This is a genomic window from Candidatus Poribacteria bacterium (assembly GCA_028820845.1).
Lineage (GTDB): Bacteria > Poribacteria > WGA-4E > WGA-4E > WGA-3G > WGA-3G.
Genome location: JAPPII010000100.1, coordinates 1 through 19,574, shown reverse-complemented (window position 1 = coordinate 19,574; position 19,574 = coordinate 1). Strand labels below are relative to the sequence as shown.

The 19,574-nt window shown below is 46.4% G+C and carries 17 protein-coding genes and 1 pseudogene; 9 read left to right on the top strand and 9 right to left on the bottom strand.

Annotation, left to right across the window (positions count from 1 at the left end; all coding sequences use genetic code 11):
* Positions 1-614: class I SAM-dependent methyltransferase (locus tag OXN25_18220; protein ID MDE0426791.1), on the top strand; the 614-nt coding region annotated here is incomplete at its 5' end.
* A 113-nt stretch (positions 615-727) separates the two neighbouring features.
* Here the strand turns inward: OXN25_18220 and OXN25_18215 are convergent.
* The gene (locus OXN25_18215; GenBank protein MDE0426790.1) at positions 728-985 is read right to left on the bottom strand and encodes a hypothetical protein; all 258 of its coding nucleotides are present in this window, start codon (positions 983-985) and stop codon (positions 728-730) included.
* 463 nt (positions 986-1,448) lie between these two features.
* A complete protein-coding gene (locus OXN25_18210) occupies positions 1,449-1,790 on the bottom strand; it encodes a hypothetical protein (GenBank protein ID MDE0426789.1) in 342 nt (113 codons plus the stop codon).
* Between the two features lie 1,395 nt (positions 1,791-3,185).
* Here OXN25_18210 and OXN25_18205 point away from each other — a divergent pair.
* The 8 genes from OXN25_18205 to OXN25_18170 all read left to right on the top strand — a co-directional run bounded on the left by OXN25_18205 (position 3,186) and on the right by OXN25_18170 (position 14,610).
* Positions 3,186-7,898: a DUF3320 domain-containing protein gene (locus tag OXN25_18205; protein MDE0426788.1), complete on the top strand. Its 4,713-nt coding sequence runs from the start codon at positions 3,186-3,188 to the stop codon at positions 7,896-7,898.
* A 180-nt stretch (positions 7,899-8,078) separates the two neighbouring features.
* Entirely contained in the window at positions 8,079-8,831 is a 753-nt protein-coding gene (locus tag OXN25_18200; GenBank protein ID MDE0426787.1) for a LamG domain-containing protein, read from the top strand.
* Between the two features lie 27 nt (positions 8,832-8,858).
* A complete protein-coding gene (locus OXN25_18195; protein MDE0426786.1) occupies positions 8,859-9,437 on the top strand; it encodes a Uma2 family endonuclease in 579 nt (192 codons plus the stop codon).
* A gap of 42 nt (positions 9,438-9,479) precedes the next feature.
* Entirely contained in the window at positions 9,480-11,102 is a 1,623-nt protein-coding gene (gpmI, locus tag OXN25_18190) for a 2,3-bisphosphoglycerate-independent phosphoglycerate mutase (protein MDE0426785.1), read from the top strand.
* Between the two features lie 48 nt (positions 11,103-11,150).
* The gene (locus OXN25_18185; protein MDE0426784.1) at positions 11,151-11,459 is read left to right on the top strand and encodes a hypothetical protein; all 309 of its coding nucleotides are present in this window, start codon (positions 11,151-11,153) and stop codon (positions 11,457-11,459) included.
* Between the two features lie 105 nt (positions 11,460-11,564).
* Complete coding sequence (locus OXN25_18180; GenBank protein ID MDE0426783.1) at positions 11,565-12,560, top strand: ribose-phosphate pyrophosphokinase; 996 nt, start codon at positions 11,565-11,567, stop codon at positions 12,558-12,560.
* Between the two features lie 34 nt (positions 12,561-12,594).
* Positions 12,595-13,686 (top strand): glycosyltransferase, encoded by a 1,092-nt coding sequence (locus OXN25_18175; GenBank protein ID MDE0426782.1) that lies wholly within the window; start codon positions 12,595-12,597, stop codon positions 13,684-13,686.
* Between the two features lie 63 nt (positions 13,687-13,749).
* Positions 13,750-14,610 (top strand): phytanoyl-CoA dioxygenase family protein, encoded by an 861-nt coding sequence (locus OXN25_18170; protein ID MDE0426781.1) that lies wholly within the window; start codon positions 13,750-13,752, stop codon positions 14,608-14,610.
* Between the two features lie 216 nt (positions 14,611-14,826).
* Here OXN25_18170 and OXN25_18165 read toward each other — a convergent pair whose 3' ends face one another.
* The 7 genes and pseudogenes from OXN25_18165 to OXN25_18135 form a co-directional block, all read right to left on the bottom strand.
* Positions 14,827-14,991 carry a hypothetical protein gene (locus OXN25_18165; GenBank protein ID MDE0426780.1) on the bottom strand — a complete coding sequence of 55 codons (165 nt, stop codon included), beginning with the start codon at positions 14,989-14,991 and terminating at the stop codon, positions 14,827-14,829.
* 18 nt (positions 14,992-15,009) lie between these two features.
* A complete protein-coding gene (locus OXN25_18160; GenBank protein ID MDE0426779.1) occupies positions 15,010-15,210 on the bottom strand; it encodes a hypothetical protein in 201 nt (66 codons plus the stop codon).
* A 118-nt stretch (positions 15,211-15,328) separates the two neighbouring features.
* Positions 15,329-15,493 (bottom strand): annotated as a pseudogene (locus OXN25_18155) (hypothetical protein).
* Positions 15,494-15,508: 15 nt separating this feature from the next.
* Positions 15,509-15,721 (bottom strand): hypothetical protein, encoded by a 213-nt coding sequence (locus OXN25_18150; GenBank protein ID MDE0426778.1) that lies wholly within the window; start codon positions 15,719-15,721, stop codon positions 15,509-15,511.
* Between the two features lie 110 nt (positions 15,722-15,831).
* A complete protein-coding gene (locus OXN25_18145) occupies positions 15,832-16,164 on the bottom strand; it encodes a hypothetical protein (protein MDE0426777.1) in 333 nt (110 codons plus the stop codon).
* 4 nt (positions 16,165-16,168) lie between these two features.
* Entirely contained in the window at positions 16,169-16,909 is a 741-nt protein-coding gene (locus OXN25_18140) for a GIY-YIG nuclease family protein (protein ID MDE0426776.1), read from the bottom strand.
* Positions 16,910-17,091: 182 nt separating this feature from the next.
* Entirely contained in the window at positions 17,092-19,467 is a 2,376-nt protein-coding gene (locus OXN25_18135) for a DEAD/DEAH box helicase family protein (GenBank protein MDE0426775.1), read from the bottom strand.
* Positions 19,468-19,574 lie beyond the last annotated feature (107 nt).

The following is a 19,574-nucleotide window of genomic DNA, read 5'->3' as shown; positions in this document are numbered from 1 at the left end:
AAGCCGCCGAAGCCTACGATGCGATGGAGCACGGTGAGGTTGATCAGGCTTTCGTAGACCGTGTTGTCGCACTCGGTGCAAGCACTGGACACTTTCTCGATGTCGGCACGGGTCCCGCCCAGATTCCCATCCTACTCGCGCAACGTTGTCCAAACATCCATATCACCGCCATTGACCTGTCCGAAGAGATGCTGAAGATAGCAAAACGCCACATTGCAGATGCCGGTCTCACGGATCGGATAACCCTTGAACTTGTCGATGCCAAAACCCTATCCTACCCAGATAACACCTTTGATGGACTCATCTCTAACAGCATTGTGCATCACATCCACGATGCGATGACGGCACTCAAAGAGATGGGCAGAGTTGCACGTCCCAAAGGTCCCGTTCTTATCCGCGACCTCATTCGTCCTGAAACCCTCGCGGATGCACAAGCGTTTGTTGACAAGTATGCCGCCGGGGATACCCCTCATCAACAGAAGTTGTACTATGACTCTTTCCTTGCAGCGTTTACGATTGCTGAAGTCAACGAAATGCTGACGCAGATGGACATGCCGGGTGCTGTTGTCGTCCAGAGTACTGATCGGCATTGGTCTATTGAGCGTGCTGTATAATTGTCTGAATCAGGATCTATAGGATTAGAGGATTACGAGATAAGAGAAATTCGCGTGGCTGGGCACTTTCTATGTAATGACAGGTTCGTATTCAATCACTAATGTTCTGGTGCTTAATATTCATCAACAAAATCTCCAGTTTGCCATTCAGGACGTTCGTCTGCTGTTTCTTCGTAGTGAGTTTTCATCTGTTCCGCTTGTTGTGCCAGAACCCGGCGGCGTTCATCTATGGAAAGACACATGAACGCTGCCTGAGGTGACTGCGTTTCCCCTGCAACTAACTCAGCCAACAAACAGTATGCCAACGGCAACTCTGTTTCCGGTATTTCCGTGACCAACTGCTGGACCTCAGCGTATGTAATTGTTTTCATCTTCCGCTCCTATTGCAATTGTAATACAGCCCACAACACATTGCAACGTAACGCTTTCAACGTTGGATAGTTTAGTAGAATTATACTACGATTTTTTTTAAAGCGTCAACAAAAACAAAGAGGCGAAAAATTAAGTTCAATAGCTACCTAAAAATGTGGATAATATTCTCATCAACAGAAATTACACTGCGACTCCTTCCTTGCTGCGTTCACTATTGCTGAAGCCAACGAGATGCCCACACAAATGAACATGCCGGGTGCCTTCGCCGTCCAAAGCACCGATCGGCACTGGTCAATTGAGCGTGTTGGATGATTGACTGAATCAGGATTTGCAGGATTAGAGGATTTGCAAGATAATTGCGAAATGTTTATAGGACAGCAATCCTCCGACCGCCCCAATTTCGTAGTAGGGCGATTCATCCCCCATTCCGCAGGCAATGAATTGTCTCTACACTGTATAACCTCAACCTCCAATAAGAGTTGAATTTATTGTATAAGCCCCATCTTCATAGTCGTAGTCAATTTTTTCTATACGAAGCGTAAACACATATCGCATCCCTCTTTTATAATCCCTCAAATCATCAGTAAAAGGCTGACCATTTACATGAAAATATACATCGTCGACAGGTGTTGAAAGAGAAATAGTCTGATATTCAGGGGTGTGACCATGTTCTGAGGCAATATCGGCACATGTACTCGCGTCAAGCGCAACCTTTGCTATTGTAACTATTATTCTGCCAAGATAAATATGTCCAAGGTCACTAACAACATTGACTAATACCATTTCTAAAAGTTTATCTCGCATTAACCGAACCCACTCACGTCACACCCGGTAGGTGCGGTTTCTAACCGCACCGAGCAGTGCTGAAAAATAGCCAACCTTTTAAGAGGAATTATCAATTAGAATTGGTATAATATGTTACCAAGTGTTTCATGGACTGCTTTAGGATCTATAGGATTCTTGACATACTCTCCACACTAAAGTGTGGAGATTCTTAGAATTCCGCACTTTGTGAGAGATCGTGGTATCAACAACCTTTGCTGGAGATTCCAGTCTTACAAAGCCTACGCCAACAGTTGATGTCCCAACTGCGTGCTATGAAAGCACCTTACGAAAAGTTTTGAGTCGTATGTTTCAAATGAGATGCACCTTTAAGTGTCTTTCTCTACTAACGACTGTCATGCTACTGCTTGCGGGATTGTAGATATTAGAGCTTTACACTATAGGAATCTAACCATGAGGCGAGTAACAGCCCTCTATAGCAACCTTACACTCTAAAGTATATTTTAGCACTTTTGACATTTATTGTCAATGAAAAACATAGGCAGTGTCTACATCCCCGCCTTGAAAGACGGGGTTTTGACACTGAAGATTATGATAAAAATTTCCTCCACAATGCTAAAAAATGGTTTCAAAATTTCGTTTTGTCTTGGGAAAGGAGTTGAGAACGCAGTATCTCTCTGAGTTCAACTTTGTAGCTCCGTGTCTGTACAAGGGATATCGGATAAGTTTTCCGTAGAAATAGCATTATTGTGACAGAGCGTTTTAGTTTTCCAATAATTTAGGTCCGGAAGCCCGAACTTGTTCGGGAAAGTGTGCGATCCCGAATAAATTCGGGCTTCCAGAACGAACAACTTCACATAAGTAAACTTAACTCTTAAAACTAAAATGCTCTGATTATTGTGATACTCAGCAGGAACGATCTGCTGTAAAATAGTATAATAACCCAAGTCGCCGCCTTTATAGCAGAATCCCTTGAATTACGCCAGTTGTTGTAGCATAGACTGTTAGTCTGTACATCTGCGTCCGCAAGTTAACAGTGGACGTGACAGAAACGCAGACTTCACAACGAAAATTTTGTCCATAGCAATTTGGGTTATTATACCAAACCCAGATATAGATGTTAGGTTAAATTTGTCAAGGCCCGCTAAATTTCTAGGACCCTATCAAGTTTCAGTTTATGGGATGTTACTTCATTTACAGTTGAGAAACTCTTTATAATTCCAGTAACGTGCAATAAATTCACTATTACGAACCTGTCCGAAGTTCAAAAGCTGACGAGGCACCAACCCATCGAATAAAAACAGTTGATTTTAGATTTATTTTTTGCTAACCTTATATGACTTGGAAGCATATAGATGTTCTCGTTTTACCTTAAAATGTTAACTTCAGTCAAAAAAATAAAACTAAGCCAATACCATGAATCCTATAAAGATAAAATTAAACGAAGCACGAACTGAACTACTTGACTTGGGTCTACGTAACCCTTTGATCAACTACAGACTTCTCAAAGCACGAGGCGTTGAAATTATTGATGAGTCTCCACCCGATACTTATCAAATCCTTGTGCAAGATAGGAAGGCAATGTCTTTCCTGCCAAAACAGGAATCTGAAGAAGACGATATTCTTTTGTTTGAAAACGATGACGGGGAAAATGACTCTGCTCGGTATACAGACACCAAACTTCAAACGAGCCACGCATCAACAGAGCTTCAAAAACGTTTGCTGAACACTTATTATACCGCGCGAACGGGTATTGAAGAGCAAGGGGTGACCACACTCTACCTCGCGCTCGGCATGCTTGAATGGTATGAATCTGAATCAAGCGAGATACTGCGCCGTGCCCCGTTAATTTTGGTCCCTGTGGAGATCAACCGTACCAGTGTACGCGCCAGTTTCCGTGTTCAATACACGGAGGAGGATATTGGGACGAATCTTTCCCTTCAGGAAAAACTAAAAGCCGAATTTGGCATCCAATTGCCAGATCTTCCCGAAGCGGACGACATTGATCAATCCAACCTCCAGAACTATTTTCGAGCCGTGAGCGAGACAATTAATAGTATCAAGCGGTGGTCGGTTGATGCTTCTGCGATTACGCTCGGTTTTTTTTCGTTTGCTAAGTTTCTGATGTATTGCGATTTAGATACTAACAATTGGCCTGATAATGTTTTAACTGAACATCCAGTATTGCGGTCGGTACTAGGGAACGGATTTCGCGAACCAAAATCATCCATTGATGATAGCGTACCCAACGTTGACAAACACCTGATGCCTGCTAATACGTGTCACGTAGTTGATGCGGACAGTTCGCAAGCATTAGCTATTCACGATGTAAGTCAGGTACGAAATCTTGTTATCCAAGGCCCACCGGGCACAGGGAAATCGCAAACTATTACTAACTTAATTGCAACAGCTATCGCAGAACGGAAACAGGTCCTGTTTGTTGCAGAGAAAATGGCGGCTTTAGAGGTGGTCAAGCGTAATCTGGATAAGGTAGGTCTCGGAGATGCATGTCTGGAACTGCATAGCCATAAGATGAACAAAAAGACAGTGGCTGATGAACTCAAGCGCGTTCTTGAGATCAGTGAACCACGAGTGACAGCATTTGAAGAAGAAGTGGAGTTACTCCTTAATAACCGCGACCGATTAAACGATTACTGTGAAGCAGTCAACGAACCTATTGGTGAAAGTGGTATTACACCTTATGAGGCATTTGGGCAACTTTTGGTCGTAAGACATCAACTTGAAGACGTGGAACTTCCAACTTTGGATTTACACCAATTTCAACAAATAGCATCTAAATTTAGAGCAGGACTAGAGTACACAACCGAATTACAGACCCATCTCAAACGTATGGGAATACCAGTCAATCACCCATTCTGGGGTAGTCGTTGTAAGCATTTTCTTCCTAGTGACAGAGAACCATTTAAACGAGCGACGACGGAAGCAAGAGAAACGGTTGTGGAACTCAAGAATTCGTCCAAACAACTCGCGCAGCATCTCAAACTTCCAACACCAGATACCTGTGAGGAGACCGAAGATCTCATTCGCATAGCATATCGTGTGTTGAAGACCCCAGATTTAACAGGAGTCGCTGTACAGTCAACTGAATGGAGAACACATACGGATGATTTGGAAATAGGGTTAAACGCAGGAGAACGATTGAATGAACTTCATAATGCACACGACCATGCTCTTATCCCTGAAGCATGGGAGCAAAACGTTCTGGAAATTAGACAAATGCTAGCGGCTTATGGAAATAAGCGGTGGCGTATTTTTTCGGGAAAATATCGACGTTCCCGAAATGAGTTAGTAGGTTTATGTTCGCAACAACTGCCCAAAGCCCAAGATGCGCAACTCTGTATAGTTGACGCAATTCTTGAAGCACAACGCGAGCGACCTCATCTTGAAAAGATACAGGAACTTGGACAAAAGTTATTCGGCACCCGCTGGCAAGGACAATCCTCGGACTGGACTCAACTTCGAGAAATCATCAAGTATCTTTCAGTACTGCACGAATCGGTGGCAAACAATGAATTACCAGAAGCGGTGATCGTATATCTTGCATCAAATCCGGATTTAGATACACTTAATTCACTTGTTGTAACTGTTGAAAAACATCAGAACTATCATCCCCATCTTCTTCAGACCGTAATTAGTAAAATTCAACTTGACGAAAAAGTTCGTTTTGGAAGTGATAATGGATTGAGATCATCTCCCTTTACAAAGCAGTTGCAGATTCTGGAGCTTTGGGAACGCGAACCGGAGAAACTTCAAGATATTGTCACCTATAACCACTCGGTGGAAAATCTAAGGAATGAAGGATTTGCTGAAATCGCGGAGATTGCGAATGTTTGGTCAGAGGCAAGTGAATCTTTATCGGATTTACTCAAACATGCTTGGTATAGCGCAAGGGTTGAGACAGCAATGCGGGAACGCTCTATCCTTGCGAGTTTTAGTAGCGATACTCATCAGCATATTGTTGACAGGTTCAAAGAATTAGATCGTAGTTCACTTGAATATAATAAAGTTAAAGTGGCATACGAACACTGGAAACATCTGCCTCGACGTGAAATGTCTACTGGACAATTAGGGCTGCTCAGGCGTGAATTTGAGAAGAAACGGAGGCATCTGCCAATCCGTCAACTTATAAGTAGTGCGGAAAATGCGATCCAAGCAATTAAGCCGGTATTTATGATGAGTCCACTCTCAGTGGCAAAGTTCATACCGCCGAACAGTGTTGAATTTGATTTGGTGATATTTGACGAAGCTAGCCAAGTAAAACCCGTTGATGCTTTTGGTGCGATTGTTCGAGGTAAGCAAACAGTCGTCGTTGGTGATAGCCGACAACTTCCACCGACTGATTTTTTTGATAAGCATATAGAGGATGATGGCGAAAACACGGAAGAAAATTTAACAGGTGACACGGAGAGCATTCTAGGTTTATTTAGTGCTCAAAACGCGCCGGAACGCATGTTACGTTGGCATTATCGGAGCCGACATGAATCCCTAATTACCGTGTCAAACATTGAATTTTACGGCAATAGACTTCAACTTTTTCCAAGTCCGGATGCTGCGAAGGCAGAGGTTGGGTTAGTTTATCACTACCTACGGGATAGTGCTTATGATCGCGGAGGGAGCCGGAGCAATACAAAAGAAGCCCAAATTGTTGCAAAGCGGGTTATGGAGCACGCTCGTTCACACCCCAATTTGACACTCGGTGTAGCAACGTTTAGCACAGCTCAGATGGAAGCGATCCAGAATGCACTTGAACTCCTGCGGCGGGAAGATTCATCATGTGAGCAGACATTTTTCAACGCACATCCTCAGGAGCCATTTTTTGTCAAAAATCTGGAGAACGTTCAAGGAGATGAACGAGATGTCATTTTCATTAGTATTGGCTACGGACGCGACCCTAACGGGAAACTTACGATGAATTTCGGCCCCTTAAACAAAAAGGGGGGCGAGCGTCGGTTGAATGTATTGATTACGCGTGCTCGGCGACGTTGTGAAGTCTTTACCAACTTGACAGCTGATGACATTGATCCCGGACCTGCCAAACCACCTGGGGTTGTGGCACTTAAACGTTATCTAAAGTATGCCCAGACGGGTGAATGCGACATTCCAGAAGAAACCGGAAAACCACCAGACTCTCCATTTGAAGAAGAAGTCGCAGATGCTTTGCGTGAGATTGGTTTTCAAGTTGCCCATCAAATCGGTTCTGCTGGTTATTTCATTGATCTTGGGGTTAAAGACCCAGAACGCCCGGGGCGTTACTTATTAGGCGTTGAATGTGACGGCGCAACTTACCATAGTGCACAATCGGCTCGCGACCGTGACCGACTAAGACAGCAAGTGCTTGAAGGACTGGGCTGGCGTATTCATCGTATCTGGAGTACTGATTGGTTTAGAGATCCAGACCGAGAACTCAGAAAAGCTGCTGAAGCAATTGAAGCAGCTAAGGCACACATTGTCTCCGCACCTGTCTCTGCACCTGAAAACGACATTCCATCTTCTAAAGAAGATAGGGTCGAATCGGAATCGGAAGTTAAAACAACTACCGATCCAACATTGAAACCGAGTCCTCTTGCTGAAAAGTACAAAGTCGCTGAACTTATCATTTCGACCCATGGACGTAAGTTACATGCGGTGCCACCAAATACAATCGCACACTGGGTTCAGCAGGTAGTTGAAATTGAAAGCCCGGTACATTTTGACGAAGTAGCGAAGCGTATCGGAAGTGCTGTAGGCGTCAAAAAGATCGGTAATCGCATCCGGGGTGCTATTGGAGCTGCTGCAATGCTAGCACGACATTCTAAAAGTATTGATATCCGGGGAGAGTTCCTGTATCGGGCAGAACAAAAGCAAATTTCCGTGCGAGACCGGAGTGAACTCCCGAATGCTTCACGAAAATTGGAACTTATTGCGCCTGAAGAGATGCAGGTTGCCATAAAACAACTCGTATCAGACGCTTTTGGAATAGAACGAAATGATTTGGCCCGTGAGGTCTGCAAGGTATTCGGTTTTGTAACGGTAAGCGCAAATATGCGACGAAAAGTTGAGAAAGTTATAAGTGAGATGATTGAAAACGGACAATTAAAGGAAAAGGGGAGTTCACTCCTAATTGATTAATGACTGACTACAATTACGACCATAGTCCTATAATCCATCCTCTCATCCTGTCCAATCCTAAAATCCTATAAATCCTGATTCAGACAATTTTTTTCCCTTTCTTTGAAAAAATATGTTATAATATTCACAAATCCCAAAGACCAAAATTCAAAATTTCGCGTTTCCATAGGAGGAATTGCAATGTCCAAAGTTATCTTTGTTTTATCGCTATGCCTACTCCTGATTACTGCCAACCTCAGTATTGCCAACGTCGCAGAAGACGGACTCGTCGCCTATTGGCCCTTTGATGAAGGTAAAGGTAAAGAAGCCATAGATGTCACCGGCAACGGGCACGATGGAGAGTTCAACGATGATCCCAAATGGGTCGATGGAAAGTTCGAGGCTGGACTCGAATTTGACGGTGTGGATGACCATGTTATTGTGGAAGACGATCCTGCCTTCGTCATTGAGGAAAATATTACCATCATGATGTGGTTCAGTCCAAACGAGGACCTCACCGGTCACCGCTTAATGAGTAAAAATAACTCCATCTTTGTCATCTTTGACTTCGGCAATGCAGCCAGTATAGACTTTCTCGTCAAACCGAACAATACCTTCGCCGAATCCACAACAACAGATTGGAAAGTCGGTGAATGGTATCACTTTGCAGGAACATTCGATGGAAAGACGATGAAGGTTTATATTAACGGTGAACTCGAAGGTGAAGCTCCGAACGGTGTGCCAATTGCGCCATCCAACTTAGAACTCTGGATTGGTGGCGACGATCTCGGCAATGCCACTGACCACTTCCCCGGTAAAATTGATGAAGTACGACTTTATGAGAAAACCCTAAGTGAAGCCGATATTCAACAAGTTATGGAGACACCACAGGATGTAGAGGCACGCGGAAAACTCGCTACAGCCTGGGGAAAATTAAAGGCAAGAATCAGATAACCGCAAAGTAGATTTATGGAGCTACAGATGTCAACTCTTCCGGCACCGACTTATCTGACCCCCGAGGAATATCTCACTTGGGAACGTAAGCAGCCCTTTAAGAACGAATACCACAACGGGCAGATAATCGCGATGTCTGGGGCAAGTCGTTGGCACAATCGTATCACAGTAGATACAACAGTTCAACTTAGCAATCAATTGATGGAGAGCGAGTGTGAAGTCTTCGCTGGTGAGATGCGCGTGCGGACTAGCCCGGAGGTCTCTTATTTCTACCCAGATGTTATCGTTGTCTGTGGTGAACCCCGTTTTGAGGATGACACCTTTGATACACTTCTCAATCCGATTCTTGTTGCAGAAGTGCTGTCTCCGTCAACCGCAGCGTTTGACCGTGGCGAAAAATTTGAACATTATAAACAAATTGCCTCTTTAGAGGAATACGTCCTTATTTCACAGGACAGGGTGCGCGTTGAACACTACCATCGTCAAGGGACGCAGTGGATCCACAATACCTTTCAGAGCCTTGAAGATATGTTACGCCTCGTTTCAATTGAATGTGAAGTTCCCTTGCACGCTATCTACAGACGCGTTATGCGCAATGCCTCGTAAAGTCGTCAGCACACCGTCGTGTCTTAATTAGAAAGGATTTATGTGAAAAATCAACCGAAACGCCCCGTCGTTCTCATTATCCGAGACGGCTGGGGCCACAACCCGTACCCTGAATGGAATCGGGTAAACGCCGTTCATCTCGCAAAGACTCCTGTAGATGACTGGCTTCGACAGAACTATCCTTATGTCCAAATCCATACCTCCGGCGCGGATGTCGGTTTACCGCCTGGCGTCATCGGCAACAGCGAAGTCGGACACCAAAACATCGGGGCAGGACGCATCGTGAACCAAGAGCTCCTCCGCATCAGCACCATGATCCGATCCGGCGAGTTTGCTCAGAACGAAGTCCTCTTAGATACGATTGCTCATGTCAAGAAACATGGAACACACCTCCATCTTATGGGACTGGCAAGCGACGCGGGTGTCCACAGTTCACTTGAGCATCTCTACGGACTCCTCGCACTCGCTAAAGCAAATGGACTCAAATCCGATCAAGTCTTGATTCACAATTTCAGCGATGGCCGCGACTGCCAGCCCGACCTCGGTATCCAATTCTGCGAGCAAATTGAAGCGAAGTTGAAAGAAATCGGTATCGGACAGATAGCCTCCGTTATTGGTCGTTATTATGCGATGGATCGGGACGACCGATGGGAACGCGTTGAAGTGGCGTACCGTCTTTTAACGGAAGGCAGCGACAACTCCGTTGCTACTGCCACAGACGCCTACCGTGATTATTATGAAAACCCGGACGATACCAACCGCAAAGGAGATGAGTTTGTGCGTCCATCTGTTGTCGTCGGAAATGACGGCGAACCGCTTCCCCGTATCACTGACGGAGATGCCGTTGTTTTCTATAACTTCCGGGGAGATCGCCCGCGAGAACTCACAAAAGCCTTTTGTCTCAATGAATTTCCGTTTCAGGCAGAAGGAAAAGATGGGGTCGTGCGAGAAATGGGTTTTAAACGGAATTGCAAACTTGACGTTAAATTTGTCACAATGACCGAGTATGAGCAAGGAATGCCTGTTGAAGCGGCTGTCAAGAAACCGCCCAAAATGCAGAATACGCTCGGTGCTTATGTCAGCCAGGCAGGCTTAACACAATTTCGATGCGCAGAGACCGAAAAATTTCCACACGTGACCTTCTTTTTTAGCGACTACCGCGATGAACCCTACGAAGGCGAAGATCGACAAATTATCGCCTCTCCACGCGACGTGACCACCTACGACCAGAAGCCGGAGATGTCCGCCCCCGGTGTGACGGGGGAGATGTTGCGTCGAATCAACTCCGACAAGTATGACCTGATAGTACTCAACTACGCCAACGGCGATATGGTGGGACACACGGGCTCGCTTCCCGCCGCTATTAAAGCAGTTGAGGCGGTTGATATAGGGGTCGGAAAAATTGTTGACGCTGTGCTTAGAAAAGACGGTGCACTCATTGTTACCGCTGACCATGGGAACTGTGAACAGATGATCGATCCCGAAACGGGTGGTATCCACACTGCACATACGACTTACGACGTGGATCTCATCGTTGTTGATAACGCACACAGGGGTCAAGAACTCCGCACGGGTGGACGACTTGCTGACATTGCGCCAACAGTACTCCACCTGCTCGGTTTAGCACAACCGGTTGAGATGACCGGTGAATCGTTAGCTTCTTAATAGGATTCGTGAAACGATTTTGACATGAAAAGTAAGGTCTTTTAAAAGATGGATGACTATCAACAACATCCCGCTGCAACAGAAGCACATTTGACAGCTGAAGAAGATGCGGAATCCGATGCAAGAAAGACGCGGTGGGTTTTTATCGGTATCTTTGGCAATATTCTCGGCGTTCTTATCGCTTCTATCTATGAACCAACACCCCCTGCCTCACGGCTCCTTGGAAGATCACCAGAATACGCAGCTTTGTATACAGACAGTTACAAGGCAAAAAGTCGAAGCATTCAAGTGCGCCATTCCGTAATTGGTATCGCACTCGTTTTCGCTTTAGCTTTCGTATGGTCGGTCCTTGGTTAGTGACAGCGTACAACACGATAAACGTATAAGATTTATAGTTTCCCATTTCAGCAAAGTAGGCAGTTTATGATGAACAAGATTCACTCAGTATAAGGAGGCTTTGGCATGTCCACCCCGATCGATCAGCAAGTTAGAAGGGATTTCAGGCTATTCGCCGGGAGCGCGAATCCGGCGTTGGCGAAAGAAATCGCTGCGATCTTAGGCGTTGAACTCGGTAAAATTACAATCGGTCCATTTCCTAACGATGAAACTCGGATTCAGATTGAAGAAAGTATCCGCGGTACTGATATCTACATCGTCCAGCCAACAAGTCAACCTGCCAACGAAAACCTGATGGAACTGCTAATCACGATTGACGCGATGAAACGTGCATCAGCGCGGCAGATCACCGCTATTATTCCGTATTTTGGGTATTCCCGTCAAGATCATAAGACAACAGGTCGCGAACCGATTAGCGCGAAGCTTGTAGCCAATCTCCTGACTACGGCTGGTGCAAGTCGCGTCATGGCTATCGATCTACACGTGCCACAGATACAGGGTTTCTTCGATATCCCTATGGATCACTTGACCGCCCTAACGACTTTGACAAATTACTTCCGCGAGAAGCAGGTCGAAAATGGCGTAATCGTTGCGCCCGATGCAGGCCGCGCCAAGTTAGCAGAGAAATACGCTGATATTTTGGGACTTCCGTTGGCCATTATGCATAAGCGGCGAACCGGTGTTGATGGACAGAGTATTAAATTCGTCGAACTTGTTGGAGACGTCAGGGGTAAGACCCCTATTATCACTGACGATGAAATACAGACAGGCGGTACAATCCGACAACAAGCCATAGCGTTAGCGGAGGCTGGAGCAGAACCTGCTTACGTGAGTATCGCACACCCTATATTAGTGGGTCCAGCGTTGGAACGGCTCAGCCATCCAGCAATTCGCGAGGTGGTCACCACGAATACGATTCCTGTCCCTGCTGAAAAGCAGCTGGATGGGAAAGTAAAAGTACTTTCTATTGCACCGCTACTCTCTGAAGCCATCCTGAGAGTCCATCAGCACCGATCGGTCAGCCAAGTTTTCTTGGATCAGCACCTCAATTTCCCAGTGTAACCTATGGGAAAGTTGCTTATAGCGATAAAAACTGATGATCCCGATACTCTACCTCAGCCATTGCGGTTCAAGCATCGGTGGAGGTGAAAAGCAACTTGCATATCTCGTCACAAACATTGATCGGTCACACTATCATCCGCTGGTCGTTTGCCCTGACGATGGCGTTTTTGCAGAACACTTGAGGGCTGCTGATATTCCAACAGTGATTCTCAATCTCCCGCCGTGGCGAAAAGCGAAATCGTTGATAGTGCGGTATAGTGCGGCGAAAAAATTAGCCGCACTCGCCAAGACTCACAACGCGAAACTCATCCACACCTCCGATTCGTGGTTCAATCCGTACCTATGGTGTCTTAGCAAGCAGTTGAAAATCCCCGTCATTTCACATGTTCGGACGCTGCTCACCCCCTCCCAAGTGCGAAAATACAAGTTTGATCAGATGGACAAAATCATCGCTATTTCACAGGAAAACACAATCCCGCTGGTTCAAGCAGGGATCGATCCTGAAAAGATTGCGGTGATACTGAATTGCGTTGATTTATCGGCTTTTCAACCTACTTCTGTAAAAGTAAATTCGGAGGAATATGTCGTCGGCATCGTAGGCAGGATTGAACCCTTCAAACGCCAGAAATCGTTCGTTGAAATAGCAGCGAAGGTCGCTGCGCAAGCCGACAAAGTTCGATTCCACATCGTCGGCGCAGCACTCGACACACCAACACACCGCGCCTATAATCGCGAAGTCCACCAACTGGTAGCCAAATATCAGTTGCAGGGGACTGTCCACTTCACGGGGCACCGCACCGATATGCCCAAGGCGATGCAAGAATTGGATCTACTTGTAACGCTTTCAGCAGGGAGCGTTATTGCAGAGGCGATGGCGGCTGGCAAACCCGTCATCGGCACCCCGATTGGCAGTACAACTGAAATGATTGTTCACAATGTAACGGGATACATCATGCCAGCAGAATCTACAGCGGATATTGCAAACAAGATTATCGAACTCGCTAAAGACCGGAAGCAAAGCGTATCTATGGGACAGCGGGCAAGAAAACATGCCGAAGAGACTTTCGGGGTTGAAACACACGTCCAAAAGGTACAGGACATTTATCAGAAACTGTTAAAGGGTTGAAATTTTTAACGGATTTGACGTATAATAGCAGTATCATTTCGCTAAGAGGAGTGTAATGAAACAATGCTCACGCAAGAACAACGTGATTTTTACGACGAAAACGGCTATCTGGGTGTTGAGGCGGTGCTAACTGCAGAAGAGGTTGCGGACCTTCAGCGAGTGACTGGTGAATTCGTCGAAAAATCGAGAGAGGTCACCGAACATACCGATATTTTCGATTTGGAACCAGGACATACTCCCGCTAATCCACGTGTACGACGTATCAAAAATCCGGGACTCCATCACGTCGTTTACGATTATGCTCTACGGCACCCGAGGATTCTGGATATTGTGGAACAACTTATCGGACCCGGCGTGCGGTATAACGGGCATAAGTTGAATATGAAATACCCGGAGTTCGGAAGTCCGGTTGAATGGCATCAGGATTGGGCATTTTATCCGCATACCAACGACGACCTGCTCGCAGTGGGTGTCGTTATTGATGATATGACCGTGGAGAACGGGGCATTGATGATACTCCCCGGCTCCCACAAGGGACCGACTTTGGACCATCACCAGGATGGTGCCTTTATTGGGGCGGTTACTGACCCCGATTTCACACCAGAGGGTGCTGTTCCCGTCGAGGTGAAGGCAGGTGGCATCACGATCCATCATGTTCGGGCGTTGCACGGCTCCGCTCCAAACACCTCAGACAAACCGCGCCGTTTAATGCTTGCTCAGTACTGTGCTGTAGATGCGTGGCCCCTGAAGGGTATTCCAGATTGGGAGACTTTCAACGGTTTTATTGTTCGTGGCGAACCGACGAATGAACCCCGCATGGTAGCTGCGCCAGTGCGTATGCCGGAACCCTACGCTGAACTAAAAGGCTCAATCTACGAAGTGCAATCTCTGCTTGATAATCCGCTCTATGCGAAGCATCAATAGGGTATAGTAGATTTTAGAATTACTTGGACATCGGACCCGGCACGGTTAGGAAACCGTGCCTACCGGGGGTGTTTTATGCTAAGGGACAGTAATTTAGAGATCGGACAATTTCTGGGCAAAATAGAAAGTGCGAGGCACAGAGACCTCGCACTAACATATAGATATGGTTCTTGAGATAAAATAAAGGTCGAGCAATCCTGCCCTGCTCATTAAGAGCTAGTTAGCGACTGTTGCCTTAAAGCGCGGGTCTGCTTCAACAGCCTTAACCAAAGCGTCTGTTGTAACCTTACCCTTTTCAATCTTCACGACAGCCTTATTTTCTTGCATAGAAACGCTGACGACTTCAGAGACCCCGGTAACCTTTGTGAGTGCATCCTGCACTGCGCTGGTACATCCGCCTCATGTCATGCCGGTTACAGCGAGTGTTACTTCTTCAATACTTGTTTCTGCTGTCTGACTCGGTGCTTTTGCTGCTTGCTCTGGCGTTTCGGTCGTTTGGGTTGATGTTTCTGCTGGTTTCTTTGACGTGTCTGCACAAGCAATCACAAGCAGAAGTGTCGCAAGGCAGACGAGTACGATTCTCACGTTTAAGTGAAGCATAGGTTTATACCCCTTATTTATAGCAGCGATCTTCGGACCGCGGTTTTTAATATTGCACATTAACAGCCTGTTCATATAGAGAGAAAGGGTGAGGAATCCCCACCCCTTCAAACTAATCTTATTGGGCAACTTCGGCACTAAAACCTGCGCCTTTAACTGCCTCGGTAAGTGCGGCAGCCGTCACTTTACCCTTTTTGACCTTTACCACAGCCGTATTCGTATCAGAAGAAACACTCACCACTTCAGAAACGCCTGTGAGCCCGCTAAGTGCAGCCTGCACTTTACTGGTACACGCGCCTCATGTCATACCTGTGACATTCAGTGTTACCTCTTCAACGGCGGCTTGCTCCATGTCTCCGGCCATGTCAGTCTTTGCTTCAGATTCCATTGCGGCACCTTCCATAGAGGTAGCGGCAGTCTCGGACATTTCTGCTTTCTTCCCGATCATACCACACCCTACCATGAATGCAAAGGCGACCAGACAAATTAGCGATAGTTTCGCTATACGCATGAGTTAACCTCCTTGAATAATTATATGTCCTTACTATTTTAACAAATACAGGTTTTCTTGGCAATACATTTTTTACAAATCCGAAAATTGTTGACCGAATACACAAAAATTCAGCGACGACGATAGCCTGCCCGTTCGGACAGTGCGTAGAGTTGCGCATTCTTCATAAAGCGAATGTCTTGTCCTCGGAACTGTGCACCGTACCGTTTTTCCAAGAACCGGATCCGCGCCTGTCGGTCTGAAAGCGGCATCGGTTTTGAAGTCTGCATTTTCAGGAGTTCGGCACGCGACAATTTCTTGGGATCTGGAGCGGTGGCTTGCGGTTTTGCATAATAACACTTTGGACATAACGGATAACGCGGATAGCGGCGCCGACCGCAGCGGCAACGTGCTGTCCCATCGGGCCCACCGAGAATCTCTTTCTCAATCTTTTGTGTTGCCATGAAGTCACCTCCGATGGACATCAAGGAAGGTAAAAACTTTCTGAATCCGTTGCAACTGCCTGTGAAACGCAGCAGCCCGCTCAAATCGCAGTACTTCCGATGCCCTATCCCGCTTTGCAATCAGACTTTCTTGCACTTTTTCATACTCGCCGTCAAGCAGATTGACAACATCCGTTATGGTTTCCTTATAGCTTTTGCTCGTAATGCGTGCTGCGCACGGTGCGTTACAACGCTTCAAATCGTATTCAAAGCAGGCACGGAACCCTGGCATCGGGGTAATTTCGCCTTCACATGTGCGGACGGGAAAAATCCGCTGTAGGACATCAATGGCTTCATCCGTCCATCGCCGACTTGATAAGGGACCGAAATACCTTGCGCCATCGGGTTGCGTTTCAGACACGCGTTCAAGGCGCGGAAACGCCTCTCCAACATCTATCCGAATATACCAAGATTGCCGCCCATATTTCATAGCCGTATTATAACTCGGCTGATGTTCTTGGATTAATCGCGACTCTAAGAAAAGCGCTTCTTGCTCTGAACGACATACCTGATAACGCACATCCGTCGTCCATCGGATAAGTCGTTTGATTTTGCTTGGACGTTTTTTGACCTTATGGAGATAAGAACGTACCCGTTTCCGTAGACATTTTGCCTTACCGATATAGAGGATCGTTCCTGCAGCTCCACGAAAAAAGTAAACACCTGGATCCGATGGAACATCGGCTATCATTTTTTGCGTCAGCATTTTTCAATTGATACAGCAATATAAGCAAGTTTCAATACTAACAGGACTTACGCAAAATTAAGTTGAGACATGTATCTTCAGACGATAAAGATACGGCCCCCATAGGATCGGTGCGGTTAGAAACCGCACCTACCGGTGGCGTGCGTAAGTCCTAACTAATGTAAAATCCGCAATTTCATGAGTCAAAGGTGAGAAGACGGTTGCTCCAGATAGGCGCGATAGAGGTGTTGTTTAAGATAGTCGTTAATCTCTGGTTTCGATAATTTCGTATAAAGTGCCAACTTGCTATTGACGAAATCTAATAAAATGTCATCAATCACCCGCTCGAACTTATACCTTTTGTTCGTTTCCGTATTATCCCCTTCAATCACCTGCCGAAGCTCCTCGTTCTCAAGCACTTTTTGGTGAATCGTGGCAATGTCAACTTTATCTTCCATCGTGAAATCTGTCTGATAGGCATCATTCAATGCCTGAATGATATTGGAGAGGAAATCCTGCTCAGGGTCCCTCATGGTCCCGACATCGCTGCCAATTCCTTGGAGTTCGCTATCTTCTTTTTCGAGGGAGAGTTGTAGACTGTCGTATGTTCTCTCCACACGAAACGAATCCAAATCCACAGATGATAGAACGTCGTTCAGGTCGGGGTGATCGCGTTTCGGGAGTTTCTTATTGAGGCTGCGACCAAAGATATATAACTTTTCCAATGCCACATCCGTGAAGGTAATCAACTGTGAGATGTATGCGTAGAGGCGAATATAACTTTGTAAGGTAGAGCGAAATTCTTCCCGTTCATTCATTTCAAGAACTGCCCATTTCTCAACGACATCATCCAGAACGCCTTGTAGCAGCTCGTCGGGTTGATTAGCATCATAAAAGATATGACAGAATGCCTCAATCGTCTCTACATCGTAGCAGTCAAAACCTTCCAACTGACTTTGTAGATCGTATAACCGATTCGGGTCGGTCTCCTCGGCGAGCATTGTGGTCTGATAGTATTGCTGAAACGCCTCTTGTATCTGATCGGGTTCGTTCACGAAGTCGAGTACCAGTGTATCCGTCTTGCCGGTGGCGACGCGGTTCAGGCGACTCAAGGTCTGGACACATTGCAGTCCGTCTAACCGCTTATCGACGTACATCGTCTGTAGAAGCGGCTCATCAAAACCTGTTTGGAACTTATTCGCGACAATCAGAATGCGATGCTCAGGACTCTTGAAACTGTCGGCAATGGAAGTGCTTGGTGGCAATACATTCATCCCGTTTTCCGTGTAATCCACCGCGTTGTCGGTGTCGTGTACCGTGCCGCTGAACGCCACGAGACAGCCGTAGCGAAGCCCCATCTCCCGCATCTGTTTATCGAATGCCTGCTTGTATCTGACGCAGTGCAGTCGGGACGATGTAACCAACATCGCCCGTCCCTTGCCTGCTATCGTCTTTACAGTGTGTTCGGTAAAGTGTTCCAACATAATCCGGGTTTTGGTTTCAATGCTATGGGGTTGCAGGTCAACGTAATTGGTCAGTGCTCGGAGTGTCCGCGCCTTTTCGTACTGTTTATCCTCCGGAACGCTTTTGACCAGTTCAAAATACCGCTTAAAGGTGGTGTAGTTCTGCAGCACGTCCAGTGTGAACCCTTCGCTGATACTCTGGCGCATCGAATAGACGTGGAAGGGAACAAATTTTCCTTCAGCGTCCTTGCGTCCGAACAGTTCTAAGGTTTTGTTCTTAGGTGTGCCACTGAAACCGAAATAGGAGATATGCGCCTGCATCCTGCGCTGCTCCATCTGTTCAAGGATTTTAGCGTCTATATCCGATACTTCGTCGGCATTATCTTCCGTTACACCCAGATCAATCCCTCGCGAAAGTGAAATCCTGAGATTCCTTGCCGATTCACCGCTCTGTGAGGAGTGCGCTTCGTCAACAATCACGGCGAAGGTCTTGCTTTTGAGTTTGCCAATCTCCTCTGCAATCACACCGAACTTCTGAATCGTTGAGATGATGATGTCTTTACCGGATTCAAGGAAACCTCTCAGCTGCGCCGAGTTCTTGTCAGCGGCATGCACCACGCCGTCGACCTGTTCCACCTGTTTGATTGTGTCCTGCAGCTGCTTGTCAAGCACCAATCGATCCGTCACGACAATCACGGAATCGAAGATCCGGTCTGTATCGGTCTCCGAGCCGTACAGGTGCGTCAGTAGATGCGCCAACCACGCGATAGAGTTCGACTTCCCGCTCCCTGTGGTGTGTTGGATAAGGTAGTTATGTCCAACTCCCTCTTTCACAACAGCCCGTTTCAATTCACGAATTACGTCGAGTTGATGGTACCGCGGGAAAACAAGCACGCGGGACTTCTCATCTCTCACCATCTTAGTTTTGTCATCGTAAATCTTTTCTGTGGTCTCCTGTTCATGGATAAAGTTGTTGATGAGTTCCATTAAGTTATCGCGTTGCAGGATGTCCTCCCAGAGGTAGGAGGTCTTGTGCCCGTTTGGGTTCACGGGGTTCTCAATGCCTCTGTTAAACGGAAAGAACCGCGTCTCGCCATCCTGTAATCGGGTTGTCATGGAAACCTTCTCGTTGCCGACAGCAAAGTGGACCAGACACTGTTTGAATTTAAATAGGACTTACGCAGCGTTAAATTTGAGTGAGGGTGATTTGAGTTGCTGGCAGA